The following is a 26,430-nucleotide window of genomic DNA, read 5'->3' on the forward strand; positions in this document are numbered from 1 at the left end:
TAATGGCAACTGAAGACGTACGCGCTAATCAAAAGGAATTATTTGGCCACCCGGTTGGTCTCTATATTTTATTTTTCACTGAAATGTGGGAGCGTTTTTCCTATTACGGAATGCGTGCTATTCTGGTACTGTATCTTGTAAGTGCTACTACAGGAGGAAATGCAGGTTTAGGCTGGACAGGTGGAGAAGCCATCGCGCTTTATGGCTGGTACACCATGCTGGTATATGTAGCATCCATTCCCGGTGGTATCATTGCAGATAAGCTATTAGGACAGAAGAAAACCGTGCTGGTGGGAGGTATTGTGCTGGTGGTAGGACATGGTATTCTTGCAGTGGAAGAAATGTGGGCTTTTTACTCAGGTCTTGCTTTGATCATCGCCGGAGTTGGAATGCTAAAACCGAATATTTCTACAATGGTTGGTGGACTTTATAAGGAAGGTGATATTAGAAGAGATAAAGGTTTTACCATATTTTATATCGGGATCAATCTTGGAGCTTTTCTTTCCAGTTTGATCGTAGGATATGTTGGAGAAGAAATAGGATGGCACTGGGGATTTGGTCTTGCGGGAATCGCAATGGCTTTAGGGCTTTTGGTTTATCTATGGGGACAGAAATATCTTGTGAATGTTGGTAACCTACTTTCTAAAGCAGAGCGTAGTGAAGGAGCTTCTCTTGGGAACATGTTCAGTAAATTGCTGAAATCACCATTACAACTGGGAATTACAGCTGTATTAATGGCAGGATCTGTATACTACCTGATCTTTGAATCCTTGCCTTACGGTTTACTTTATATCTTCCTTACCCTGGTTACAGCGTTAATGTTGATGGTCTACAAAGACCTTACTACCCAAATAATGAAAGATCGTTACGTAGTAATGATCTTATCATTTCTTTTAGTAGTTGTATTCTGGGGAGCTTTTGAGCAGGCTGGTGGATTGATGAATATTTACGCGCTGGATAAAACTGACAGATCGATCCCATTCGATTTACCTTTAATTGGTAGCGAAGTTCCGGCGACATGGTTCCAGTCATTAAATGCCATGTTCATTATCATATTTGGAGTGGTCATCGCAAACTTCTGGGCTAAGAGAAAACTTAAGAATAAAGAGGCATCATCTATTTTCAAAATGGCGACCGGTGTGATCATAATGGGTCTTGGATTCATCTTTATGGCTATGGCTGCGAAAAGCTATACTCCTTACGATGAAAAGGCTGCAATGTACTGGTTGGTTCTTGCTTATTTACTGCATACTATTGGGGAGCTTTGTTCTTCACCAGTTGCGCTTTCATTCATTACTAAACTTGCTCCGGTCAAATATGCTTCCCTTATGATGGGTGTTTATTTTGCAGCGACAGGTCTGGGGAATAAAGTTGCTGGTGTGATTGGAGAATTTTCACAGGGAGAGCCTATGGTGGTAAATCTTAATGCTACTGGTTCACAGATGACGCAGAATCTTCAGATCAATGATTCTGTAGTGGACCAACAACAGGATTTCCGACTTGCAGGAAATGTGTATGAAGAAAATGGGGAATTGAAACTTACCACGCTGGAAGGGAATGAGCCAATACTTGATTTCATTCAGTTTAAGGATAGTGAAAGAAGCAACGAAGTAATTGAAACCTTACAAGAAGAAAATGTAACTGCTGAAGATCCTTATCACGTATTAATAGATTTCAAACAAGGTGATGAGAAAAAAGGATGGAGTGGAAACTTCATAGTGGAAGAAATTCAAACCGATATGGAATACAAAACCTTCTGGGGTATTACCATATTTACGGCGATCTTCGGTTTACTTGTGATTCTATTATTGAAACCATTGAAAAGACTTACTCATGGAGTTGAGGATAATGAAGCTGAACTACCACAGCAGGAGAATTTTGAACTTGGTGATACGCAGTCTTAATATCATTTTAATATGGCAGCCAGCGGAGAAGTTAATGTAGAAAATGACTTTTTTAAAAGTAAAGTTCTAGGCCATCCTGCAGGACTTTTTGTCCTCTTCTTTACCGAAATGTGGGAACGCTTTTCGTTCTACGGAATGCGGGTACTTTTGGTGAATTTCCTAACGATGGCTATCGTAGGAGTCGATAATCCCGGTTGGGGATGGACAGCAGAGAATGCCGGAGCTCTCTTCGGAACTTATGCAGGACTGCTTTATTTAACTCCAATTCTGGGCGGACTCATCGCAGATAAATTTACTGGCTACCGTTGGGCAGTGATCATTGGTGCAGCAATAATGACCCTTGGTCATGCATCCATGGCGCTGGAAACTGAAACATCCCTTTACCTGGGACTTGGTTTACTGGTGATTGGAACTGGTTTCTTTAAACCGAATATCACCTCCATCATTTCTGAAATGTATGAGGGCAAACCTGACAAAAAAGATGGTGCATACACTATCTTTTATATGGGCGTAAATGCCGGAGCATTTTTTGGAATGATGCTTTGCGGATATCTTGCTGAAAAAATAGGATGGAGCTGGGGATTTGGCCTTGCCGGAATCTTTATGCTTCTAGGAACTTTACAATTCTGGCTTGCTAAACCTCTATTTGGAAAAATAGGTGGAGTGCCAGACAAGGAGTTAGAGGCAAAACACCTGCGAGAAGAAGAAAGCAAAGGAGTTAGTCATAAACCTAATCCATTTACATTACTCGATAAAATTCTTGTATTCGCATCTGCCACCATAGGATTGCTATATCTTATTAACGATCCAGTTTCGAGAATCGGTGATCTAAACTTACTGCCGGTCGTGATGCCTTTTGATCTTGGAGGTGAACCATTTTCAGGGCCAATTGGAATGGCAATGATCGGTCTCGTATTATTCCTGGTGCTGGTTATTTCAAGAATTTCTCGTTATGCGCCGATTGTTAGGGACAGATTGATCGCAGTGATCATCTTTGCCGTGTTTACCGTGTTTTTCTTCCTGGCATTTGAACAGGGAGCCTCATCACTTATCATCTTTGCAAGAGATAATGTAGACAGGGTACTTACCGGAAACTCAGCAATGATCTTTAATGTTATTAATGCACTGCTCACTGTAGTTCCGCTGGCAATCATTACCTGGGTACTTTATCTTTTATGGAAACAGACTTTTTCAAAAATACCCGGTTCTAATATCATCCTGGGAATATGCTTTGCGGGGATCTGGGCTCTGGTGATCTGGATGTTAGTGCGTGAATTTTCAGCTACAACGACCGAGATCACCGTATCATGGTTTAGTATTTTGAACTCCTTCTTTATAATAGTATTTGCCTCTTTCTTCTCGAAATGGTGGGAAAGTAAATACAATCCTTCTGCGGCTTACAAATATTGCTTCGGGCTTGTGCTTCTCGGACTCGGATTTGGGTTATTAGCTCTTGGGTCAAGCGGATTGGCAGAAGGAGCGAAAGTGAGCATGATCTGGCTTATTCTGGCTTACTTATTACATACACTGGGTGAATTATGTCTATCGCCGCTTGGACTATCTTATGTAAGTAAACTGGTGCCAGCAAGAATGATCGCCTTTATGTTTGGAATGTGGTACCTGGCAATAGCTATTGGAAACAAACTTGCCGGATCACTTGGAGGTATGATCGATTCTGTTACAGAACAATATGATCTTTCTACTTTCTTCTTAATATTTACAATAGTTCCTATCGCCGGTGGATTGCTAGTAGCGTTGCTAAATCCATTGCTGAAGAATTTAATGCACGGAATCAAATAATTACAGCTTTATCAAAGTGTTTCTATTAGCTTAGGAACGCTTTTTGCTTTTAGCTAAATTCAGTAATTTTAGCTTATGAAAAAACTAATATTCTTTCTAACGTTTTTATCGGCTGTTTCAGCGGTACAGGCTCAGGAGATTAACTGGATGAGCATGAACGAAGCTTTGGAAGCTCAGAAGAAAGAGCCAAGAAAGATCTTCGTAGATGCCTACACTACCTGGTGTGGCCCGTGTAAACTTTTGGATAAAAATACCTTTGGGAATAAAGATGTTGCTAACTATATCAATAAACACTATTATGCCGTAAAGTTTAATGCAGAAGGTAATGAGGTAGTAAAATACAACGATAAGGTATTCAAGAATCCAAATTACCAGGCAGATAAAAAAGGTAGAAATTCAGTACATGAATTTGCTCTGGCGATGGGAGTGAATGCTTACCCAACGATGGTGTTCTTCGATGAAAAAGGCAAGTTTCTTTCTCCTCTTAAAGGATATCTTACTCCTCAAAAACTGGAGATCTTTTTGAAGGTTTTTGCTTCCAATGACTACAAAAATGTAACTACAGAGGAAGACTGGAAAGCTTACCAGGAAAACTTCGAAAGTAAATTCTCTGGTTAGAAATTCATTACCTCATCATATAAGCTCCCTTTTCAGCAGTTGCATGGAAAGGGATTTTTTTATGCCTGGCAGTAGCTTTCCATTTCCTGATCATATATGGATAATTACTTCCATCGGCTATGATCTGTTTCGGTTGAGCATTCAATAACAACCTGTCGAAATTTACCTTTGGAGAATTCCGAAGTAAAAGAATTTCGGGATGAATTTCCATTTCTGGAAATGTAATGCTGTCACTTTGGATGTAAAGCAGACCTTGCGGAGTCATATAAAAATCCTCTAACTGGGTTTTCTCAAGCTTCTTTATTTTCCGTTCCCTGATATAATCAATTAGTTCGGGTGCTTCGGAAGTGCTTGTAGCCACTACTAAATTCTTGTTGTTCTTAAAAGTGATCAGACTTTCCTTGTAGCGATGCATGATCACTATTTCAGCTGAAGGATTCGAAAATTTATCTGCAATAAAACTAAGCTGAAGTATAATAATCCCTATGGCAAAGGCGATCAGGTTTCTGTAGTTTAATTTCTTCCAGATCATCATGATCCCAGCTAATAGTAAATAGAGGGCGATCGTTTGGAAAATGCTCAAATCAATATTGGAAAAAACGAATGGTTTGATAGAAGCAATTTCCGTTACTACCCAATTCATGACCGACAGCAGTTTGTTGAATAGCCACACCAAAAAATCTGGTAACCATCCAACATATGCTAGGATTAGTACAAGAATTCCGGAAATAAGTAGAACGCCCAGAAAAGGTAGAATAAATAGATTGGTGAGCAGGAATAGCCCGGGAAACTGATGAAAATAATAGATGCTAAGCGGCAGAACGCCTATTTGTGCAGCAATACTTACCGAACTTAGTTTCCAGAAATAATCAAAAACCTTATTATCGATGTTTACTAATTGATAAACTTTTGGCTGAATCAATAAAATACTGAATACCGCGAGATAACTCAGCTGAAAGCCTACTTGCAAAATATAATAGGGGTCTATAAGTAACATGAAAAAGAATGATAAGGCCAGGCTATTAAAAGCTCCAGTTTTCCTTTTTAGGTTAAGACCGACTGCAAGGAGGCTAAACATCGTTACTGCTCTTACAACCGATGGTTGCAACCCTGTTAGCACCGCGAAACCCCATAGTAATACGATGCAGAGCAATAGACTTAACCATTTACCAGCTTTACTTCTTTTAAGAGGTTTTAAAAGCCAGTTGAGCATCAATAGAAGGATACCAATATGAAGTCCGCTAATGGCTAGGATATGTACAGCTCCCGCAGCAGCGTAATCTTTGTAAAGTTTGTCGTTCAAATCGCTGCGTTGACCAAGAATTAAAGCTTGAAAAACTGCAAGCTCATCTTTCGAAAAATTATAATTACGAACATTGCCGATGAGGTTATTTCTAAAAGATCTGGAATAACTGTGTAAACTCCTATTAAAAGAAAGTACCTCTACTTGTGAAGGAGTTAATTGCACTTGGCGGTGGATCTTCAAACCTTTCAGGTATTCCCGGTAACTAAACATGAATGGATTGGCTGGTGATTTAACAAACTCCGGTATAAAGGGTAGCAACAGTATATCACCAGGCTTTAAACTTTCAGCTTCGTTTAAGTTTCTCCGTATGCTGAGAAGGATCTTTCCGGAAACTTGTTGATATTCATCTTTATTCTGAAGTGATATGGCTTCAATGATGTATCTGGAATTATACTGATTCGGTTTTAATTCTTCTGAAACTTCAGCTTTAAGAATTTGCCTTGCTTCAATTTTAAAATTGGTATAATGTGAACTAATGTTTTCCGGTTGCCTAAGCTGAACCGCAGTAAATCCTACACTTGCAATCAATAGAAAAGTGGCTATTCCGAAGAAAATATCAGGAAAGAGTAATTTCGCGCTTCTGTAATATGCAATGAAAAAGAGCAGGAGGCAGATCGTAGTTATCACTAAGCTCCAACGCAAATCGACATTAATAGAGAAGCCTAGCAGTATGCCTGCTAACAGATACAGGCTAAGCCTTATAAAAACGAATCCGGAACTTTTCAAGCAATGGAATTAATCGCCCGAAAGTAAGTAATTTTTCAAATCACGCGACGTGCCATCACAAAATTATCTTTCCAGTAAGTTTCTGATAATGAAGATATAATAACGCCTCTTGAGGTGGACGAATGAATGAAATAGATGTTATCTCGGTCCGCCTGCACAACCAAACCAACATGATTGATGACCTTTTTGTTCTTATTTGTTTCAAAAAAAAGCAGGTCACCCGTACTAACTTCCTTTAAATACAATCTTTTTCCCTGCAGAGACATTGCCCGGGAAGTTCTGGGTAGTGATAAGCCTTCTTGCAGAAAGCTCACATAGACCAGCCCCGAACAGTCCATACCTTTTTTGGTCGTGCCACCAAATTTATACTTTGTGCCTTCAAAACCTTTGGCATGTTGTACGATCTTTTCAGCCACTCTAACATCAGCATATGACTCAGCAGCATCCCTCGGACTTTCAAACTTCTTATCACTTCTTGAAACCCTAGTTTGTGCTTCTTTAGTGGTGATTACTCTTGATCTGCTTCCGCAGGAGCTTAGGGTAGCAATCAACATACAGGCAATCATTACTTTTAGAAGTATCGCTTTCTTCATAGATTATATGTTTTCCATGATGAGTTTGGCTGTATTTTTACTGGCACCAGCTCCACCAAGCTTCAATTCAAGTTCGTGGTACTCACTAAAAATCTTTTCACGTTTATCATCCTGAAGTATCTTAGTAAGTTCTTTTCTCAAATTTTCAGTATTGAGCTCACTTTGAATTAGCTCTTTCACAACCTCGCGATCCATGATCAAATTGACTAATGAGATATAATCCAGGTTAATGATACGTTTGGCTATGTGATAAGAGATATAACTACCTTTATAACAAACTACTTCGGGAACTTTAAAAAGTGCGGTTTCCAGAGTTGCAGTTCCAGAAGTCACTACAGCGGCATGCGCATGACTTAGCACATCGTAAGTTTTATTCATGATAAGACTTACATTCTTTCTGCGGGTAAATTCCTGGTAAAATTCACTATCCTGGCTGGGTGCTCCAGCAATCACGAATTGATAATCTTTAAAATGATCTGTAACACTAAGCATAATACTCAGCATTTTTTCAATCTCTTGTTTTCGGCTTCCGGGTAATAACGCAATAATAGGCTTATTACCTAAATTGTGTTCTTTTCTGAATTCTTCTGGTTGAGGGGGTTGCCTATCCTCTATGGCATCGAGCAGTGGATGACCTACAAATTCTACCAGGAAGTCATGTTTCTCTTCGTAAAATTGTTTCTCAAAAGGCAGAATTACGTACATATGATCAACGTCTCTTTTGATCTTTTTAATTCGGTTTTCCTTCCATGCCCATATTTGTGGAGAAATATAATAGTGGTTCTGGTAACCTTGTTTCTTAGCCCATTCGGCTATAAGCATGTTAAATCCCGGGTAATCGATATAAAGGATCACATCGGGTTCGTAATTTTTAATATCCTCTTTACATAATTTGATATTACTAAAGATCGTACGAAGGTTCATAATGACTTCAGCAAAACCCATAAAGGCCAGTTCGCGATAATGTTTTACCATTTTGCCACCCTGAGCCTGCATAAGATCACCACCCCAGAATCTGAAATCTGCATCTGGATCCTCTTGCTTCAGAGCTTTCATCAAATTCGATGCGTGCAGATCTCCGGAAGCTTCGCCGGCTATTATATAATACTTCATAACACGAATTTGTAAATCGCTACAGCGACTGCCACAGTAATAGTTGCTAATAGTACTCCGCGAGCATGGTAATTCTGTTTCTTCCTTAGAAATATATAAAATGGAAGGAAATTGAGAATAGCACCTAACGCAATGACCTTTCCGAGGTAGTCGTTGGCAACAGCATCGGCTAGCGTAGCATCGATCCCGGCATTAGAGAATAGTCCTGTATATACCAGGACACCGGCGATGTTGGCGGCCAGCCCGGTGATAAAGCCTGTTAGAATATTCTGTTTAATCATTAAACTCCCAGTTATTCAGTTCTTTTAGAAAATGGTGAGCAGTAAGATCGAACTGCACGGGAACTATGGAAACATACCCATCTGCCAGCGCCTGCTCATCTGTATCCTTACCTTCATCTTTATTTACAAAGGTTCCTGTTAGCCAGTAATAATCACGGCCCTGCGGACTCCTTCTTTTATCGAACTCCTCTTCCCAGTGTGCATTTGCCTGCCTGCATACCTTCATACCTTTGATATCACCAGATTCAAGTTTGGGAATATTCACGTTAAGAACAACCCCTTCTGGTAGACCATTTTTCAGTGTATTCCTAACGATCGCTTTTACATATTTCCTGGCAGGCTCAAAGTCGGCGTTTAATGAGTAGTCCAGAAGTGAAAAGCCAATTGCCGGTATTCCTTCAATTCCAGCTTCTACCGCTGCACTCATCGTACCAGAGTAAATAACATTGATAGAGCTGTTGGAGCCATGATTAATACCGCTTACACAAAGATCTGGCTTGCGGTCAAGAATCTCCTGGGTAGCGATCTTCACGCAGTCTGCCGGAGTTCCCGAGCAGCTATATTCTTTATGTTTGTAAGACTCCTTGATAGTGACCTGTTCGCAAAATAGAGTGTCGCTAATTGTAATGGCGTGACCCATTCCGCTTTGAGGACTATCTGGAGCGACCACCACCACGTCACCAATTTCCTTCATTACTTCGATAAGAGTTCGAATTCCGGGAGCAGTGATTCCATCATCATTAGTAACCAGAATCAGTGGTTTCTTCTTGTTCATGCAGTTTTATTTGGTTTAGCTAAAATAAGAATTTAAATAAGGAAACGTTATATTAGTGGTTTGACAAATTAGTCGGTTTCTAAGTGTCTGTTGGCACAGTTTTTACTGTACTAGATGTAACCACGCGATGACGAAATTAAAAAGAATTATGAAAAGGAATTTTAAATTACTGGCGGTCATGGTCTTCATGGCGGCTGCGTCCTGTAGTTTTACAACTAAGACTTTTGACGATCCAGATAAAGATAAATTATTGATTGACCTTATAACCTATGTTCTTAACCAGGGACACTATGATGCCAAGGAGATAAATGATGAGTTTTCAGCGAACGTATATGAGGACTATCTAGAAGGAATGGATCCTTCAAAAAGATTTTTCTACAAGGAGGATATTGAAGACTTCAGTTCCTTTAAGGATCAGATCGACGATCAAATCAAGGGTAAGAATATCGAGTTTTTCAATCTTACCTACGGAAGGCTTCAGCAACGAATGGAAGAGGCGAGATCTATCTACAAGGAAATACTTGCGGAGCCATTCGACTTTTCTGTTAATGAAAAGATCGATACAGATTATGATAACCTGAAGTATGTTTCTTCAAAAGCTGAATTAACCAAAAGATGGAAAGAGCAGCTGAAATTTAATACATTGATCACTTATCATGATCTAAAGGAAGATGAAGCGACCAAGAAGGAGGCAGATGAATCATATGAAGTAAAAGATGATGCTGAGCTGGAAAAAGAAGCTAGGGAGTCTACGCTCTCCAACATGGAACGTTATTACGATTTTACTGATGATCTTGAAAGAGAAGATTATTTTTCAGTATATATCAACGCCATTGTGGAAGAATTTGATCCGCATACCTTCTATTTCGCACCACAGGAAAAGGACAGGTTTGATATTGCCATGTCGGGTAAACTGGAAGGTATTGGTGCTAGATTGGTAAAAGACAGCGATAATATAACGATTACTGAAGTGATCTCCGGAGGTCCGGCGTGGAGAAGTGATGAGATTACTGAGGGTGACGTGATCCTGAAGGTAAAGCAGGAAGATGAGAAAGATGCCGTGAGTATCGTGGGAATGAGACTGGATGATGCAGTAGATCTTATCAAGGGTCCTAAAGACACGAAAGTAACGCTTACGGTGCGTAAAAAAGTGATGGGAAATATCGAAGATGTAACGCTGGTTAGAGATGTGATTGAGATCGAAGAAACGTACGCGAAGACTTCTATGGTGAAGAAAGACGGGAAGAACTTCGGAATTATTAACCTGCCGAAATTCTATTTCGATATGGAAGATTACAATAGCAGGAATGCTGCTTCAGATATCAAAGAAGATATTATTAGACTGAAACAGGAGGGAATGGAAGGTCTGGTTCTTGACCTTAGAAATAACGGTGGTGGTTCACTAAAAACCGTAGTGGATATCGCCGGGATGTTTATTGAGGAAGGTCCAATTGTTCAGGTGAAATCTAACGGACAAAGAAAAGAAGTGCTTAAGGATGAAGATCCTCAGGTTTTATGGGATGGTCCTTTGGTAATCCTGGTAAACGAACTTTCAGCCTCAGCTTCAGAAATTTTAGCTGCTGCGATGCAGGACTATAAGAGAGCTATTATAATTGGAAGCAAGCAAACCTATGGTAAAGGAACGGTACAAAATGTGATCGACCTGAACAGATGGTTACGAAATAATGAAATGGGCGATATGGGCGCTCTTAAGATCACCACCCAGAAGTTCTACCGTGTAAATGGTGGTTCTACCCAACTGGAAGGTGTGAAGAGTGATGTCGTGGTTCCAGATCGCTACAGTTTTGTTGATATTGGTGAGAAAGATCAGGAAAACCCATTACCATGGGATAAGATCGATGCGGCAGATTACGATATCTGGGATGGTTATGTTGGTTACGATGAAGCCATCGCTGCCAGTAAGGAACGAATGAGTTCTAACACTCAGTTAAAGATGATCGAGGAAAATGCTAAATGGGTAAAGACTCAGAGTGATGAAAGTACTTATCCATTAAATTATTCTGAATATGCTGCGCAAGCTGCGGAAGATAAAGAAATGGCGAAGCAGTTCGAATCTATTAGAGATTACAAAACAGATCTAACTTATAACTCATTACCTTTTGAAGAACAACTGTTCGCAACAGATACTATTCTTAAGGAAAAGAGACTGAGATGGCATGAAAGCCTTAGTAAAGATGTTTATATCGAGGAAGCTGTAAATGTACTTTCAGATATGAAAATGAACAACATCACCAGAAATAAAATGGCAGGTGTTGATAAATCCAAGAAAGTGAAAAGCTAATACAGAGAAACAAATATGACCCGGGAGAAATTCCGGGTTTTTTTATGCGCAATACTGAAATTATGAAACGAAAATATATCTATCCCTTTATCATTCTTCTAGTAGCAGCGATCCTGCTATTGGTAGAGCAGTGTACTTAATAAGATAACCGGTCGCTATCGAGTTTGATGAAAATAAACAGCAGGATAGTGAATCCCCACAAGCCTGAGCCACCATAACTAAAGAAAGGCAATGGAATACCAACTGTTGGAAAAATACCTATCACCATCCCTATATTCACCAGAAAGTGAATGAATAGGATACCAATAACCGAGTAACCGTAAATTCGGTAGAATTGATCTCTTTGTCTTTCTGCCAGAACGATAAGTCTCAACAATAAGCCTACGAACAGGAATACAACCATTGCGCTACCTAAGAAGCCCCATTCTTCTCCAACCGTACTGAATATATAATCTGTATGTTGCTCTGGCACAAAATGACCTTTTGTTTGAGTTCCTTCGGTCCAGCCTTTGCCAAACCATCCACCACTTCCAATTGCGATCTCACTCTGGTTGGTGTTATAACCAATTCCCCTTGCATCAACTTCTTTCCCGAGAACAATGTTGAAACGATCCCGGTGACGCTGTTCAAAGACATTCTCAAAAATATAACTTACTGAAAAGCTTAATGCAATGGATATGATCGCAAATACGCTGATAAGGACTTTGCCTGGACCCTTTCTGGACTTCATGAAGAACATTATTAAGGCAATGGTGGCAACTACTACACTAACCCATATAGGACCAATAATTAGCGTTAAAATGAATACTGCAACCGCCGAGAGTCCGGTTATAAGATAAAAGCCAGAAAGACCTTCACGATATAATGGGAAAAAGAAAGCAGCATAGACCAAGGCACTTCCTGGATCTGGCTGAGGTACAATTAGAATTGCAGGTATCGCGATTATAATAAAGGCTTTGACCTGGTGATCAAGTCTTTTAATGTTGGTTTGAATATCACTAAGGTATTTCGCCAGCGCTAGGGCAGTAGCAAATTTGGCAAATTCAGATGGTTGCAGTCCAAAGCTTCCAAAGGAATACCAGGAGGTTGCTCCTGAAATTGTTTTTCCGAAGACAAAGAGTCCGGCCAGTGAGAGAAGCGATACTAAATATATAATACTCGAAAAGCGTTGATAAAATTTCGCTTCTATAGACAAAATGATAATAACGAGAAAAATACTAAGACCAACGAACAGAGCCTGCTTTCCATAAGGCTGTTCAAGGTCAAAAAAAGAACCGCTGGTAGATCCCAATGAGGCAGAGTAAATATTGGCCCAGCCAAAAAGTATAAGTGCTAAATAGATTAAGATACTTATCCAGTCGAAACTGGCTCCATTGCTTCTCGCCATTTATCTGTTAATTATGAAGGGTTCGCCGCTTAATGGCTTGGCATATTCGTCTTCGAGGCTGTGTGACAGGATCCAGTCTTCCATATCTGTTCTGGTAATAGTTCCCTTCAGATATTTTTCGATCATCAAACTGGCAATTCTTCCGGCATAACGACCACCCCAATATCCATTTTCCACAAACACTGCAATTGCGATCTTAGGATTATCTACAGGAGCGAAAGCTACAAATATCGAGTGATCTGTAAGCTGTACCCTCTTTCCATCGATCTTGGTAAAGTTTTCCGCAGTTCCAGTTTTACCGGCTATTTCTATTCCCGGGATTCTAAGAGCAGAAGCTGTTCCGCTTTTGTAAACCTCGTGCATTCCTTCTACTACAGGTTCGAAATGTCTTTCCTCAATAGTGGTTATATTTTTCGTGGTGTATTTCTCCTCCTTAATTGGTTGCCCGTTAACCTCTTTCAGGATATGCGGAGTGTAGTACCAGCCTTTATTTCCAATAGTAGCCGCCATGTTTGCCAGTTGAATTGGTGTCATTAGAACCTCTCCCTGTCCAATCGCATTGGAAAGTGTAGCTGTCGCATACCATTTGTAAGTTGGATAATCGTAGATCTTATTATAATACTCAGAATCTGGGATTTTACCTGATCTTCCTGTACTAAGGTCTGATCCCAGATAATCTCCGAGGCCAAAGCTTTTTAAATGTGCATTCCAGGCATCCATTCCTTCCTGCGGACTAGGATATTTCTCTATGATTCTGCGATAAACGTTTGCAAAGTAAGCATTACAGGATTGCGCAATTCCGGGAATCATACTTAGCGGACTTTTATGTGCGTGACACCCCAGTTTCCTTCCGCGGCCATATGGATACCCATGATTACAGGAGAAAGAATCATCTACATCCACTACATTCTCCTGAAGTCCGATCAATGCATTCAAGGTTTTGAAAGGAGATCCGGGAGGATATTCAGCTAAAAGCCCACGGTCATAAAGTGGTTTTGCGTCTTCATCAAGGTATAATTTTGTGAAATTTGGAGAGCGTTTTCTTCCTACCAGATCTGCCGGATCATAAGTTGGAGCAGTGATCAGGGTTAGGATCTCCCCGGTATTAGGTTCCAGCGCAACAATACCTCCGCGTTTGTTTTCCATTAATTTTGTACCGTAATCCTGCAGTACCGCATCAATGGTCAAAGTGATATCCTTACCTTTCTCAGGCAAAGAGTCGAAAATACCTTCTTTATAGGGGCCAATATCTCTGTTGAATCTATCCTTTTGAATATATTTTACACCTTTCTCACCTCTTAAAAGTTCTTCATAATAACTTTCCACACCAGCCCGGCCTATAAGGTCGCCAGAAATATAATATGGGTTGTCATTAACGATCTTCTGGTTTACTTCAGCAATATATCCAAGCACGTTCGCGCTGTGATTAACCTGGTAATCTCTTAAAGATCTCTTCTGAATATAAAATCCCTGGTAGTTTCTCATTTTCTCCTGAAGTATCGCGTACTCACTTTTGGTAAGTTGCGGTATAACTACTGAAGGTAACATGGGAGAGTAAATTTTTGCCTTATCCAGTTTCTTTTCCAGGTCTTCGCGGGAAAGGTTCAGAATATTACAAAATTCGGTGGTGTCAAAAGGTTTGAGGTTTCTCGGGATAACCATGACATCATATGACGGCTGATTACTGACCATGAGTTCCCCATTACGATCGTAAATATATCCACGCTGCGGGTAATCGTAAATAACTTTAATGGCGTTATCCTGTGAGCGTATGGCAAGGGAGGTATCGATTACCTGTAGATAGAACAATCTCCCCAGGAATATAAGACCTGTGGTAAGGATCGTAATATACAGCAATAATTTTCTCATCGATGTTTTCTACTGAAAAGTGTTAACGACAGTAATATTAGAATTACTGAAAAGATACTTGAAAAAAGAGTTTTCTTGAGTATTAGAAGTATATGATTTACACTAAACATTTCCAAAGAAAAAAATACGAAATGGTGGATTAGTACGATCAGGGAAACATAACTGAATTTTGCTCCAAAAGGGGTAAAGGCCAGTCTGATATTCTGGTGATCATAACTTATTCCGAAGGAGAACCGAAGCAGATTAGGTCGGGCAAAAGCAGCGACCAAACATGCAGCTGCATTGATCCCGCCACTATCCTCAAAAATATCGATACTTAATCCCAGCAAAAAAGATAAGATGAGGAACAGGCTTTGGTTTCCGGCAAAGGGATAAAGTAGAATGAATAACACGTATAGATACGGATTGATATATCCCAGAAAGTTGATGTTATTCAGAATTAGAACCTGTAAAAATATCAGGATCACGAAGCGGGCAATATTTGATACTAATTTACTGTTCATCTGGCTCCTGTAATTCCTTGATTTCGTCTTTATTGATGTTCTCTATTACATAAACATAACCAATATTAGTCATGTCATTAAATAGTTTGATGTTGATGGTGTAATAGCTTTGAGTTTGATCCAATGTAAAATCTTCGATACTACCAATTGGTAATCCTTCAGGAAAAATTAGCGACCGTCCACCCGTAATGATTGTATCTCCTTTTTGAACCGGTGCCTGCCTGGGAACATCGATTAGCTGAACGATATTTGGATCTTCTCCATTCCACACTAGGCTTCCAAAATGATTGGTGCTGCTTAATTGCGCATTGATCCTGGATCTGCTATTTAGTATAGAAATGACCCGGGAATACTTATTATTGGCTCTATCTACGATCCCAACAATTCCCTGGCTGGTAATTACTCCAAACTCTTTCTGAATTCCTGAATTTTCACCCCTGTTTAGAGTCAGGTAATTATCAATTTTTGCGAAGTTGTTATTGATAACACGAGAAGGTCTGAAAATATAATCTCCTTCAAATGATGTACTGTCCAGCTGTTTTGAAATCGAAATACTATCATTCATATTAGAAATGATATTTCGAAGCTCGTTGTTTTCAGTGATCAGTCGTTCATTATACTCTTCCAGGTTTAAGTAGGTGTTGATACCATTGGACCATGAATATATACCACCGGTTACCCAGTTCGCAGAACTTATAAACCTGCTTTTATGGAAGGAATGATTTTGAACTGTGAGAAAAATAGAAACAGCAAACAGGAACAGGAATAGAATTGAATTCTTATTCCTAATAAGAAAATTGAAAATCTGCTGCATAAACTAAGCTTCTCCTACTTGATCAAAATGCCTTTATAGCGATTCAGTGTTTTTAAGGTAATTCCGGTACCACGAACTACGGCTCTAAGAGGATCTTCAGCAATATAAACCGGAAGGTCTGTTTTTTGAGAAAGACGTTTGTCCAGTCCTCTAAGCATAGAACCACCACCGGCAAGGTAAATACCTGTGTTGTAAATATCGGCAGCTAATTCTGGCGGTGTTTGGGAAAGAGTTTCCATTACGGCATCCTCGATCCTAAGAATGGATTTGTCCAGCGCTTTGGCAATCTCACGATAAGAAATATTAACCTGCTTAGGCTTCCCTGTTAGCAAGTCCCGTCCCTGAACGCTCATTTCGTCTGGCGGGACTTCAAGATCTTCAGTCGCAGCACCAATCTGGATTTTAATTTTTTCCGCAGTACGCTCACCAACATAAAGGTTGTGCTGTGTACGCATGTAGTACACGATGTCATTGGTGAATACATCTCCTGCGATCTTTACAGATTTATCACATACGATCCCTCCAAGAGCGATCACAGCAATTTCAGTAGTACCACCTCCTATATCAACGATCATGTTTCCTTTTGGTTGCATGATGTCTACTCCAATACCAATGGCCGCTGCCATTGGTTCATGGATCAAGTATACTTCTTTTCCATTTACCCTCTCTGCACTTTCTTTTACAGCACGCATTTCAACCTCTGTAATTCCGGATGGAATACAGATTACCATTCGAAGTGCTGGAGTAAAAAGTTTCTTTTTAAGCGCCGGGATCTCTTTAATGAACATCGTGAGCATTTTCTCACTGGCATCAAAGTCGGCGATCACCCCATCTTTTAGTGGCCTAATGGTTTTAATATTCTCATGAGTTTTTCCCTGCATCATCGCAGCTTCTTTACCTACTGCGGTAATTTTACCAGAGGTTCTGTCCCTGGCAACGATCGATGGGCTATCCACAACTACCTTATCATTGTGTATGATCAAAGTGTTGGCGGTCCCTAAATCGATTGCAATTTCTTCAATGAGAAAGTCAAAAAATCCCATAGTGTTTATTAAGTGTTGAGGTTTGGGTAAATGTAATGAATTTAATGTTTAAAATGGCGTGTCCCGGTCATCACCATTGCGATATTATTTTCGTTGCAATAGTTGATGCTCAGTTCATCCTTGATGCTTCCACCTGGCTGGATAACCGCAGTGATTCCGGCATTTCCCGCAATTTCCACACAATCTGGAAATGGAAAGAATGCGTCGCTGGCCATTACGGCACCATTAAGGTCAAAATCAAATGATTTCGCTTTGGCAATACTATGTGTAAGAGCGTCTACTCTGGACGTTTGCCCGGTACCACTTGCACATAATTGTTTGTTTTTCGCCAGTACGATCGTATTTGATTTTGTATGCTTGCAGATCTTGGAAGCAAATATCATGTCAGATAACTCAGAATCTGTTGCTTTATTGCTGGTTGCCAGCTTGAGATCTTCGATAGCATCGGTTTTTAGATCTTTATCCTGAACGAGAACACCGTTAAGACATGTTCTCACCTGATTCTTCGGAAGTTCAACTTCTTTCTGGATAAGCAGGATTCTGTTCTTTTTGCCTTTTAAAATTTCTTCAGCTTCCGAAGAGAATGAAGGGGCAATGACCACTTCACAGAATAGTTTGTGGATTTCTTCAGCAGTTTCGGCGTCTATTTCCACATTGCTAATTAAAATTCCTCCAAAAGCTGAAACAGGATCGCCGGCGAGGGCATCCACATAAGCCTGGTGGATCGAATCTCTTTGTGCGAGACCACAGGCATTGTTATGTTTTAAAATCGCGAATGTTGGAGCTTCACCTTTGAATTCGTCCATGAGGTTCACAGCAGCATCTACATCAAGTAGGTTATTATAACTTAATTCTTTCCCATGAAGCTGATCGAATATTGCCTCGAAATCACCGAAAAACGTTCCTTTTTGATGAGGATTTTCTCCGTATCTAAGTTCTTTGCCTTTCAGTTCGCTTTGTTTGAAAGAATTGATATCACCTTCAGCATTGAAATAATTAAAAATTGCCGAATCGTAGTGGGAAGAAATATTAAAAGCTTTGGCAGCGAATTTTTTACGATCAGCTAATTCAGTATTACCAGATTTTTCATTCAGTAACTCTAAAAATTCTGCATAATCATCTACGGAAGAAACGCAGGTTACATCCTTGAAATTCTTAGCCGCGGCTCTAATCAAAGAAATACCTCCAATATCGATCTTTTCTATAATATCCTGTTCCGCAGCGCCTGAAGCAACTGTTTTCTCAAAAGGATACAGATCTACAATCACAATGTCTATCTGCGGAATTTCATATTGTTCCAGTTCTTTTGCATCACCTTCATGATCCTGGCGATTAAGTATCCCTCCGAAAACTTTTGGATGAAGAGTTTTTACCCGGCCACCCAGTATAGAAGGGTAGGAGGTAACATCCTCTACAGGAACCACTTCTATCCCAAGATCCTTGATAAATTTCTCGGTTCCACCTGTGGAATAAATGGTAATGCCCAGCTCATCCAGCTTTCTCACGATAGGCTCAAGACCATCTTTACTGAAGACTGAAATTAAAGCAGACTTTGCTTGTTTTAATTCGCTCATTGTGTTGTGTTTGTTAAAGCTGCAAAAGTAACCAATAAAGCGAAAAATTTAAAAGTGCATCTAATGAATTATCGATAAATTTTGTAACGAAAATTTGGATCCTGCGTCCTATCTTAAATTCATGAGTTAATAGCAGATTTTAAATTATGCTGATCTATTTACGGGTACTTAAAGAGAGCTTCAATTTTGCAATTAGCGCTCTTACAAATAATAAGCTGAGAACCTTTCTATCCCTACTAGGGGTGACCATTGGTATCTTCTCCATTATCGCTGTGCTTGCAGCGGTAGATTCATTAAAAAAGGATATTACCGGAAGTCTGAGTTCACTGGACAATAGTACGGTGATTGTGATGAGGTTCAAATTTGGACCTAGTGATATACCCAGATGGAAGAGTCAGCAGTTTCCAGATGTAACTTATGAGGAATACCAGAATCTAAAGAAGAGCTTACCAGATCTTGATAATATTAGTTTTGCTCTGGGAATTCCCGGAGGAGCCGCGCTTAAATATCAGGATGTTACGAGTAGTGGTGTGGATATAGGAGCAGTTACTCATGAATATTATGACATTGAAGCACTGGAACTCGCAGAAGGACGGTTTTTTAACGAATCTGAATCTGTAAGCGGTTCAGGTGTTGTTGTTCTGGGTCATGAAGTAGCGCAAACGCTGTTTGGTGGTTCGAATGGAATTGGTGAAGAAATACGAATTTTTGGACGTAGAGCAACAGTGATTGGAGTGCTTAAGAAACAGGGGCAGTCCTTGTTTACTGGTTCCAGGGATGGGCAGGCTTTCGTGCCGGCGAACTTTGCACGACTGGTTTACGGAACTACGAAAGGAACGGTCTTTCCACAATTGGTGATGAAGCCTGAAAGTGGAGCAGATAGCGATGAATTTATCGCCTTACTGGAACAAAACCTTCGGAATATGCGCGGAATCAAGCCTGGAGAAATCAATAACTTTTTCGTTAATGAACTAAAGGGTCTTACAGAGTTTGTAGACAATATTACTGGCCAGCTGAATATTATTGGTTTAGTAATTAGCGGATTCTCTTTACTGGTTGGAGGTTTCGGAATTGCGAATATTATGTTCGTTAGTGTTAAGGAAAGAACTAACCTCATAGGTATCCAGAAATCTCTGGGAGCTAAAAACAAATTTATTCTCTCTCAATTCTTATTTGAAGCTGTCATACTCTCCGTGATTGGAGGATTGGTAGGATTGTTCTTTGTCTGGCTGGTTTCTATTGTGGCTTCACAGTTTACCGGTGACTTTGAATTTGTCCTTTCTCCGTATAATATGTTTATAGGAACACTAGTTTCGGCAATCATAGGATTAGTGTCGGGAATTATTCCAGCAATGTCGGCCTCAAAACTTGATCCTGTGGAAGCTATTCGAACCGGGATGTAAATATTATCTTAACGAAAAGCGATTTTCAGAGGTTATTTCACATAAATTATTCTAAAAAAAATTAAAGTTCGTTAAAGGTCTGATAGCGAAGACATAGCTTGTGTAATTTTAAAACAAAAAGCTATGGAAATGGGAAATGAGATCGAAAAGAACTACCTGCTATCTATATTACAATTAGTAGGATTTTTTGCATTTCTTTTCTTTATAATCGCACTTCAAATGTAATTTTGAATACGATATAAGAACAAAAAAACTCCTGAGAAATCAGGAGTTTTTTTGTTTTGGTAATTTAATGTGTTCTATAAGATCTCTGCTACTTTCTCGTTCACCCAAACCAGGAACTCTTCATCTTCAGCAGTAAAAGGATCGGCTGTGTGGCTATCAATATCGATCTGTCCAACGTTTTCACCATTTACAAATAACGGAATTACGATTTCTGCTTTTACATTAATGCTGCAGGCAATATAATTATCCTGTGCTTTTACATCTGGTACAACAAAATTCTGATTGCTTACTGCTACCTGTCCGCAAATCCCCTTCCCAAATGGAATGATCTCATGATCTGTTGGCTCTCCGGCAAAAGCCTTTAATTTTAGTTCTTCTTTATTTCCATTCTTGAAGTAAAATCCAACCCAGTCATAATAACTTATATTTTGCTCCAATAGTTCGCAAACCTGGGTCATTCGTTGTTTGACATCTATATTCGAGTCCTTTAGAATCTGTTCTACCTGTGGTCTTAATTCCTGAAAATTCATATTAACAATATTTGGTGCAAAAGTATTCAATTTGCTGTGTAAAGCATGGAGTCTAAATCTATAAATTTGTTAAAAACCAAGTCGCTACTTTGCTGAAACTCATCAAGAAATACAGAACGGTATTGCGTTTTATTTTTGTATTCCTGGGAAGCTATTTTCTTTTTTCCAGCGCTTACAATGCATTTCTATTGTTCTATGAGCAAACTCAGCCCGTACCCGATGCGCTCACAAGACTGGTGGCCTACCAAAGCGGAGATGTAATGCACGCTCTTGGTTACGACAACGTGGAGGTGGTGATGCATTATACCGGTCTTTCCATGAAATTAATGGTGGAAGGTTATTTTCTAGCCGGGATTGTGGAAGGTTGTAACTCAGCAAGTATCATTATACTATTCACATCTTTTATTCTGGCATTCTTTGGGAAAACCTCCACGACTCTAATCTATATTTTCGCAGGTGCCGCTCTTATCTATGCTACGAATATTTTACGAATCGTGATCCTCTCTGTGAGTATTCTAGAATATCCGCAATATTCTGGTTTTATGCACACTGTATTTTTTCCACTGGCGATCTACGGAATGGTTTTCCTCCTCTGGCTTATATGGATTCGAATTTTCACTAAATACAAAAAAGCATGAAGAAAAGATATAAGATAATTCTTATTGGCTTCATGGTTTTACTACTAGTGGCGATACGTTTTTTTGAAGATAGTCTATTCTATGATCCATTAATCGCGTTTTTCAGGTCAGATTATCTATTGGGTATTATTCCACCTATGAACATGGCAGAACTCATGATTCACCTCAGTATACGCTATGCGCTTAATAGTGCGATCTCACTAGGGATCATATATATCGCTTTTCAGAACAAGAGCATGCTCAAATTCTCGGTTATCCTCTACGCCTTGCTTTACCTGGGAGCTGTAAGCGCTTTTATATTTCTGGTCCTCAATATTGAAAGAGAGCATTATCTCGCCTTATTCTATGTAAGAAGATTTCTTATTCATCCATTATTCCTGCTCATCCTGCTTCCCGCATTCTATTATTACCGGATAAGTAAAAGAACCTAGCCTACAAAGTGAATTGAAGCTATTTGAGAGTTCTTTAGAACATTTTAAGATCCCAGCTAAATTGAAATCTTTAATTTTGTTTAAAACTTTAAAGATGAAAATAAAATATATCATTTTAGGATTAGCGGTAATTACAGCTCTAGGAATTTCGTCCTGTGGGGATGCTGAAAAGAAATCTGAGAACGAATCTACTTCTGAAGTTGTAATAGATACTGAAGAAGACATGGAGGAAGTGCAGGCAGAATTTGAAAACGATTCTGTGGCAAAAGTATACGAAGGCTACCTTGAATTAAAAGACGCACTGGTTCAAACTGATGCATCAGCAGCGGCAGAAGCGGCATCGAATTTACAATCTAAACTGAATGCAATGGGTAGCGAAGTTGCCACGATCGCTGAAGCTATTGCAACTTCAGATGATGTGAATATTCAAAGGGAGAAATTCTCAGAACTTACTGCGGCAATGGACTCTCTGTTGAAAAATGCAATTTCCGGAGGTAAGATTTTCAAACAGTATTGCCCAATGGCTTTTGAAGGTAAAGGAGATTACTGGTATTCATCTTCAGAAAAAATTAGAAATCCCTACTACGGTGATAAAATGCTGAAATGTGGCCGTGTTGAAGGGACCATTCAATAAACACTATACTAGCCAGGTTGTATTCAGTTTTTAAACTACCAGGTTTCAGAAAATTTTTGACCAGTTGCTGTGGTAGATCCTAAAAGTTCTTAATCTATGGCTGCGTAAGTTAAAAAGCTTTAAAACTGAAAGAACTTAGCAAAACTTTAAAAGTCATCATGATACTTCCGTGGTAAATTGAGTTTCAACCTTAAAAATCAATTGATTATGAGAAATGAGAAACTTATTAGCGCACTTGGAAATTGTATCAACCACTGTAACTATTGTGCAGATGCCTGTCTGGACGAGGAGAATGTCAAAAAGATGAAGGATTGCATCAGGACAGATCGAGTTTGTGCAGAAGTGTGTTCTACATTAAACCAAGTACTTGCGACCAATTACCAGGATGTCCAGGGATTAATAGATTATTGTAAGAAAGTTTGCCAGGCTTGTGCAGATGAGTGCGGAAAGCACGAACATAAGCATTGTCAGGATTGTGCGAAAGCATGCCGGGAATGCGTAGAAGCCTGTGAAGCTTACGCAGCATAAATTATAAAGCTCTGTATAACGGCAGAGCTTTTTTTAATTTCTGAAAGTTATTCGCATAGGATCGAAACTCACTTGAGACAACTAGCCTTATTTTTGCAAAGTAATGATGCCATATGAAAAGAACTTATAGAATTACGGGGATGAGCTGTAATGGCTGTCGACAGCACGTGGAAGAAACTCTGATAGGGATCGAAGCTGTCGATCATGTGGATGTGAATTTGCATAATGAAACTGCGACTATAGCGGCAGAACAGGATCTGAATATTTCGGTACTGAGAAATAAACTGGAGTCGGAAGGCGGGAATTATGGTATCGAGGAATTCAAAACGAATGATGATGGAAAGATTGTGGAAAAATATGATGTTTATGGAATGACCTGCAATGGTTGTAAGATGCATGTTCAAAAAGCACTCGGGAATCTTGATAAAATCGATTCTGCGGAAGTGGATCTTCATAATGAAGAAGCAATTCTTGAAATGAAAGAACCAGTTTCCCTGAAGGAATTACAAAATGCACTGGAAGAAGCAGGAGGGAACTATACGATCCATATGCCTGGTACAGAAAAACCAGTTGAAAATTCAGAAGTTAAAAAATCTGCTCAAAACGGGAAGGGTGTCTGGTATTGTCCTATGCATTGTGAGGGTGATAAAACCTACGATAAACCTGGTGATTGCCCTGTTTGTGGGATGGACCTTGTCGAGGAGGTAAATACCAATCAAAAGTCGGTTGAATTTACTTGCCCTATGCATCCCGAAGTAAGCAAGGATGAACCCGGAGATTGTCCAATTTGCGGGATGGATCTCGTGCCAAAGCAACCTGAACCTTCAGCCGAAGAAAAAGGTTATAAAAAACTACTTCGCAAATTCTGGATCGCCATAGGGTTTACACTCCCAATTTTTATTATTGCCATGTCAGACATGGTTCCGAATAATACCTTACAAAGCTGGTTTGATGCCAAGATCTGGAACTGGATCCAATTTGGACTATCTCTTCCGGTAGTATTTTATGCGTGCTGGATGTTTTTTCAGCGTGCATGGAGGTCTATCGTAACGTGGAACCTCAATATGTTTACACTCATTGGAATTGGAGCAGGAGTAGCCTGGATCTTTAGCGTTTTTGGAATGCTGGTGCCAGATTTTTTTCCGGCGCAATTCAGAACAGAATCGGGTACGGTACATGTCTATTTTGAAGCCGCCACCGTCATCCTTACTTTGGTATTAATGGGACAGGTGCTGGAAGCCAGGGCACATAGCAAAACCAATTCGGCTATCAAGGAACTATTGAAGCTGCAGCCTAATACTGCGCTCAGAATCAGGAACGGTAAAGAAGAGAAAATTTCCACCAGCAAGATTGAAAAAGGCGATCTTTTAAAGATCAAGCCAGGAGATAAGATACCTGTAGATGGTAAGATTTCTGAAGGAGAAGGCAGTATCGATGAATCAATGATCTCTGGAGAACCCGTGCCGGTAGATAAAATGAAAGGAGATGAAGTTCGCTCTGGAACGATCAATGGAAATCAATCTTTCATCATGCAAGCTGAGAAAGTGGGAGATGATACTTTGCTTGCCCAGATCATTAAAATGGTGAATGAAGCCAGTAGATCGCAGGCGCCAATTCAGAAATTAGCAGATAAAATTTCAGGATATTTTGTGCCAGTAGTGGTCATTATTTCGGTAATCACATTTATAGTCTGGTCAATATTTGGACCAGAACCACAACTGGTTTACGCGCTCGTAAACGCAATTGCGGTATTAATTATCGCCTGTCCATGCGCACTTGGTCTGGCAACTCCAATGTCTGTAATGGTTGGAATTGGTCGTGGTGCCGGTAACGGGATATTGATAAAAAACGCAAAATCTCTGGAGCGACTGAACAAGGTCGATACGCTCATAATCGATAAGACCGGAACCCTAACAGAAGGTAAGCCAAGTGTGGATAAAGTAGTTTCTGTTTCTTCGGAATATACTTCGGGAAGGTTAACAGCAATTATTGCCAGTCTGAACACGAACAGTGAACATCCGTTAGCACAGGCTACTGTAGACTATGCGGAAAAGCACGAAATAGAACTTTTAGAAACTTCAGATTTTAAGTCGGATACAGGTAAGGGAGTTACGGGAATATTAGAGCAAAGTAAAGTATTAATAGGTAACAAAGCTTTGATGGATTCCAACAACATTGAAATTTCCTCAGATCTTGCTGCCAGTGTTTCCGAAGAACAACAAAGAGGGAATACAGTAAGTTATGTGGCTATAGATGCTGCGGTGACAGGCTATGTAGTAATGACCGATAAGATCAAGGAAGGAACAAAGAAAGTGATCGCAGATCTTCAAAATCATGGCATCGATGTGATCATGATCTCAGGGGATCACGAAAATACTGCGGCTGCAGTGGCCAGCGAGATTGGGATTAAAAATTATAAAGCTGGAATGTTACCTCAAAATAAACTGGAGGAGGTCGAAAAACTGCAGAAAAGTGGAAAAATTGTCGCAGTTGCCGGAGATGGAATTAATGACGCACCGGCGCTTGCAAAGGCAGATGTGGGGATTGCCATGGGAACCGGTACAGATGTAGCTATAGAGAGCGCTGCTCTTACACTGGTTAATGGTGATCTACGAAGTATTAGAAAAGCGATTTTACTTAGCCAGAAAGTGATGAGAAACATTAAAGAAAATCTCTTTTTTGCACTTATTTACAACACAGTAGGTGTCCCCATCGCGGCGGGTGTCCTTTACCCATTCTTCGGAATATTACTTTCACCAATGATCGCTGCCCTGGCAATGAGCTTCAGTAGTTTTTCAGTAATAGCGAATGCCTTAAGATTGAAAACTGCCGATTTAAAGGGCTAAAAACAAAAACGGGATCTGCAAAGATCCCGTTTTTTCAACATAACTAACACTTAACTTAACACCTAAATCTTTAGTTTCGTTTTCTGACGTTGCCAGACCTTCTACCTTTACGTCTTTTTTCCTGTAGTTGTTCCCATTTCTGGAATTGATCTGCAGTAAGGATCTTTTGAAGCTCTGCTTTCATTTCTTCAGATTCGTTCTCTCTTTTTTCACGCACTTCTTCACGCTTCTCTCTCATCTCATCACGCTTTTCCATCATGTCAGCGCGTTTTTCAGCATTTTCTTCGCGACCTTCCTTCATAGTTTCCATTCTGGTCATATAAAGCGTTTTAAGCTTCATTTCCTGGTCTTCATTAAGATCAAGCTGCATAGCCAGTCTTTTTGCACTAAGCGTCGCCATTTCTTCATTACTTAGATCCTTACGGCCTTCTCCTCTTTCTTGGGCGAAAGTACTTAAGCCAAGCGCCAGAAATAATACGGTGATCATCCTTTTCATCTTCCAAATTTTAAGTTATACAATTAAGACTCTCTTATTCAAAAAAGGTTTAAATAAAAAAGGCAGGATTTTTGAATCCTGCCTTTTCTGC

The 26,430-nt window shown here is 39.8% G+C and carries 23 protein-coding genes; 10 read left to right on the forward strand and 13 right to left on the reverse strand.

Going from position 1 to position 26,430, the window contains the following annotated elements:
• The first annotated feature begins 2 nt into the window (after positions 1-2).
• From T8I65_RS02185 to T8I65_RS02195, 3 genes are all read left to right on the forward strand, one after another.
• The gene (locus T8I65_RS02185; protein ID WP_322301858.1) at positions 3-1,904 is read left to right on the forward strand and encodes a peptide MFS transporter; all 1,902 of its coding nucleotides are present in this window, start codon (positions 3-5) and stop codon (positions 1,902-1,904) included.
• Positions 1,905-1,916: 12 nt separating this feature from the next.
• The gene (locus T8I65_RS02190) at positions 1,917-3,704 is read left to right on the forward strand and encodes a peptide MFS transporter (protein WP_322301859.1); all 1,788 of its coding nucleotides are present in this window, start codon (positions 1,917-1,919) and stop codon (positions 3,702-3,704) included.
• Positions 3,705-3,779: 75 nt separating this feature from the next.
• Complete coding sequence (locus T8I65_RS02195; RefSeq protein ID WP_322301860.1) at positions 3,780-4,322, forward strand: thioredoxin family protein; 543 nt, start codon at positions 3,780-3,782, stop codon at positions 4,320-4,322.
• A 7-nt stretch (positions 4,323-4,329) separates the two neighbouring features.
• Here T8I65_RS02195 and T8I65_RS02200 read toward each other — a convergent pair whose 3' ends face one another.
• The 5 genes from T8I65_RS02200 to surE are packed head-to-tail and all read right to left on the reverse strand — an operon-like array spanning position 4,330 to position 9,116.
• Positions 4,330-6,354, reverse strand: coding sequence for a ComEC/Rec2 family competence protein (locus T8I65_RS02200; protein ID WP_322301861.1), 2,025 nt, complete (start codon positions 6,352-6,354; stop codon positions 4,330-4,332).
• Positions 6,355-6,389: 35 nt separating this feature from the next.
• Positions 6,390-6,947 carry a C40 family peptidase gene (locus T8I65_RS02205; RefSeq protein ID WP_322301862.1) on the reverse strand — a complete coding sequence of 186 codons (558 nt, stop codon included), beginning with the start codon at positions 6,945-6,947 and terminating at the stop codon, positions 6,390-6,392.
• A 3-nt stretch (positions 6,948-6,950) separates the two neighbouring features.
• Positions 6,951-8,060 (reverse strand): lipid-A-disaccharide synthase, encoded by a 1,110-nt coding sequence (gene lpxB / locus T8I65_RS02210; protein WP_322301863.1) that lies wholly within the window; start codon positions 8,058-8,060, stop codon positions 6,951-6,953.
• The gene (locus T8I65_RS02215) at positions 8,057-8,341 is read right to left on the reverse strand and encodes a hypothetical protein (protein ID WP_141876747.1); all 285 of its coding nucleotides are present in this window, start codon (positions 8,339-8,341) and stop codon (positions 8,057-8,059) included. The genes lpxB and T8I65_RS02215 overlap by 4 nt, the downstream gene beginning before the upstream one ends.
• Entirely contained in the window at positions 8,334-9,116 is a 783-nt protein-coding gene (gene surE / locus T8I65_RS02220; RefSeq protein WP_322301864.1) for a 5'/3'-nucleotidase SurE, read from the reverse strand. Before surE ends, T8I65_RS02215 begins: the two co-directional genes overlap by 8 nt.
• 148 nt (positions 9,117-9,264) lie before the next feature.
• Between surE and T8I65_RS02225 the strand changes: the two genes are divergently transcribed.
• Positions 9,265-11,418, forward strand: a complete 2,154-nt coding sequence (locus tag T8I65_RS02225; RefSeq protein WP_322301865.1) for a carboxy terminal-processing peptidase — start codon at positions 9,265-9,267, stop codon at positions 11,416-11,418.
• A gap of 136 nt (positions 11,419-11,554) precedes the next feature.
• Here T8I65_RS02225 and rodA read toward each other — a convergent pair whose 3' ends face one another.
• From rodA to purH, 6 genes are read right to left on the reverse strand one after another with little or no spacing between them, the layout of a single operon-like run.
• A complete protein-coding gene (gene rodA / locus T8I65_RS02230) occupies positions 11,555-12,805 on the reverse strand; it encodes a rod shape-determining protein RodA (RefSeq protein WP_322301866.1) in 1,251 nt (416 codons plus the stop codon).
• Positions 12,806-14,674 carry a penicillin-binding protein 2 gene (gene mrdA / locus T8I65_RS02235; protein ID WP_322301867.1) on the reverse strand — a complete coding sequence of 623 codons (1,869 nt, stop codon included), beginning with the start codon at positions 14,672-14,674 and terminating at the stop codon, positions 12,806-12,808.
• Positions 14,671-15,177 carry a rod shape-determining protein MreD gene (locus T8I65_RS02240; RefSeq protein WP_322301868.1) on the reverse strand — a complete coding sequence of 169 codons (507 nt, stop codon included), beginning with the start codon at positions 15,175-15,177 and terminating at the stop codon, positions 14,671-14,673. The genes mrdA and T8I65_RS02240 overlap by 4 nt, the downstream gene beginning before the upstream one ends.
• Positions 15,167-15,991, reverse strand: a complete 825-nt coding sequence (gene mreC / locus T8I65_RS02245) for a rod shape-determining protein MreC (protein ID WP_322301869.1) — start codon at positions 15,989-15,991, stop codon at positions 15,167-15,169. The genes T8I65_RS02240 and mreC overlap by 11 nt, the downstream gene beginning before the upstream one ends.
• Positions 15,992-16,005: 14 nt before the next feature.
• A complete protein-coding gene (locus T8I65_RS02250) occupies positions 16,006-17,034 on the reverse strand; it encodes a rod shape-determining protein (protein WP_026914537.1) in 1,029 nt (342 codons plus the stop codon).
• Positions 17,035-17,075: 41 nt separating this feature from the next.
• Positions 17,076-18,608 carry a bifunctional phosphoribosylaminoimidazolecarboxamide formyltransferase/IMP cyclohydrolase gene (gene purH / locus T8I65_RS02255; RefSeq protein WP_322301870.1) on the reverse strand — a complete coding sequence of 511 codons (1,533 nt, stop codon included), beginning with the start codon at positions 18,606-18,608 and terminating at the stop codon, positions 17,076-17,078.
• A 146-nt stretch (positions 18,609-18,754) separates the two neighbouring features.
• Between purH and T8I65_RS02260 the strand changes: the two genes are divergently transcribed.
• Entirely contained in the window at positions 18,755-20,011 is a 1,257-nt protein-coding gene (locus tag T8I65_RS02260) for an ABC transporter permease (protein WP_322301871.1), read from the forward strand.
• A gap of 299 nt (positions 20,012-20,310) precedes the next feature.
• On the opposite strand, the gene T8I65_RS02265 is transcribed toward T8I65_RS02260, so the two are convergent.
• Positions 20,311-20,766, reverse strand: coding sequence for a GAF domain-containing protein (locus tag T8I65_RS02265; RefSeq protein WP_322301872.1), 456 nt, complete (start codon positions 20,764-20,766; stop codon positions 20,311-20,313).
• Positions 20,767-20,855: 89 nt separating this feature from the next.
• On the opposite strand from T8I65_RS02265, the gene xrtF reads away from it, so the two are divergent.
• The 5 genes from xrtF to T8I65_RS02290 all read left to right on the forward strand — a co-directional run bounded on the left by xrtF (position 20,856) and on the right by T8I65_RS02290 (position 25,843).
• Positions 20,856-21,404, forward strand: coding sequence for an exosortase family protein XrtF (xrtF, locus tag T8I65_RS02270; protein ID WP_322301873.1), 549 nt, complete (start codon positions 20,856-20,858; stop codon positions 21,402-21,404).
• The gene (locus T8I65_RS02275; protein ID WP_322301874.1) at positions 21,401-21,835 is read left to right on the forward strand and encodes an exosortase F system-associated membrane protein; all 435 of its coding nucleotides are present in this window, start codon (positions 21,401-21,403) and stop codon (positions 21,833-21,835) included. Before xrtF ends, T8I65_RS02275 begins: the two co-directional genes overlap by 4 nt.
• Positions 21,836-21,929: 94 nt before the next feature.
• On the forward strand, positions 21,930-22,469 hold the full coding sequence (locus T8I65_RS02280; protein ID WP_322301875.1) for a DUF3347 domain-containing protein: 540 nt from the start codon (positions 21,930-21,932) through the stop codon (positions 22,467-22,469).
• A 207-nt stretch (positions 22,470-22,676) separates the two neighbouring features.
• Entirely contained in the window at positions 22,677-22,997 is a 321-nt protein-coding gene (locus T8I65_RS02285) for a four-helix bundle copper-binding protein (RefSeq protein WP_322301876.1), read from the forward strand.
• Positions 22,998-23,110: 113 nt separating this feature from the next.
• A complete protein-coding gene (locus T8I65_RS02290) occupies positions 23,111-25,843 on the forward strand; it encodes a heavy metal translocating P-type ATPase (RefSeq protein WP_322301877.1) in 2,733 nt (910 codons plus the stop codon).
• Between the two features lie 70 nt (positions 25,844-25,913).
• Here the strand turns inward: T8I65_RS02290 and T8I65_RS02295 are convergent, their stop codons facing one another.
• On the reverse strand, positions 25,914-26,339 hold the full coding sequence (locus T8I65_RS02295; RefSeq protein WP_322301878.1) for a hypothetical protein: 426 nt from the start codon (positions 26,337-26,339) through the stop codon (positions 25,914-25,916).
• Positions 26,340-26,430: the final 91 nt, after the last annotated feature.

The sequence above is a fragment of the Christiangramia sp. OXR-203 genome, from assembly GCF_034372165.1.
Classification (GTDB): domain Bacteria; phylum Bacteroidota; class Bacteroidia; order Flavobacteriales; family Flavobacteriaceae; genus Christiangramia.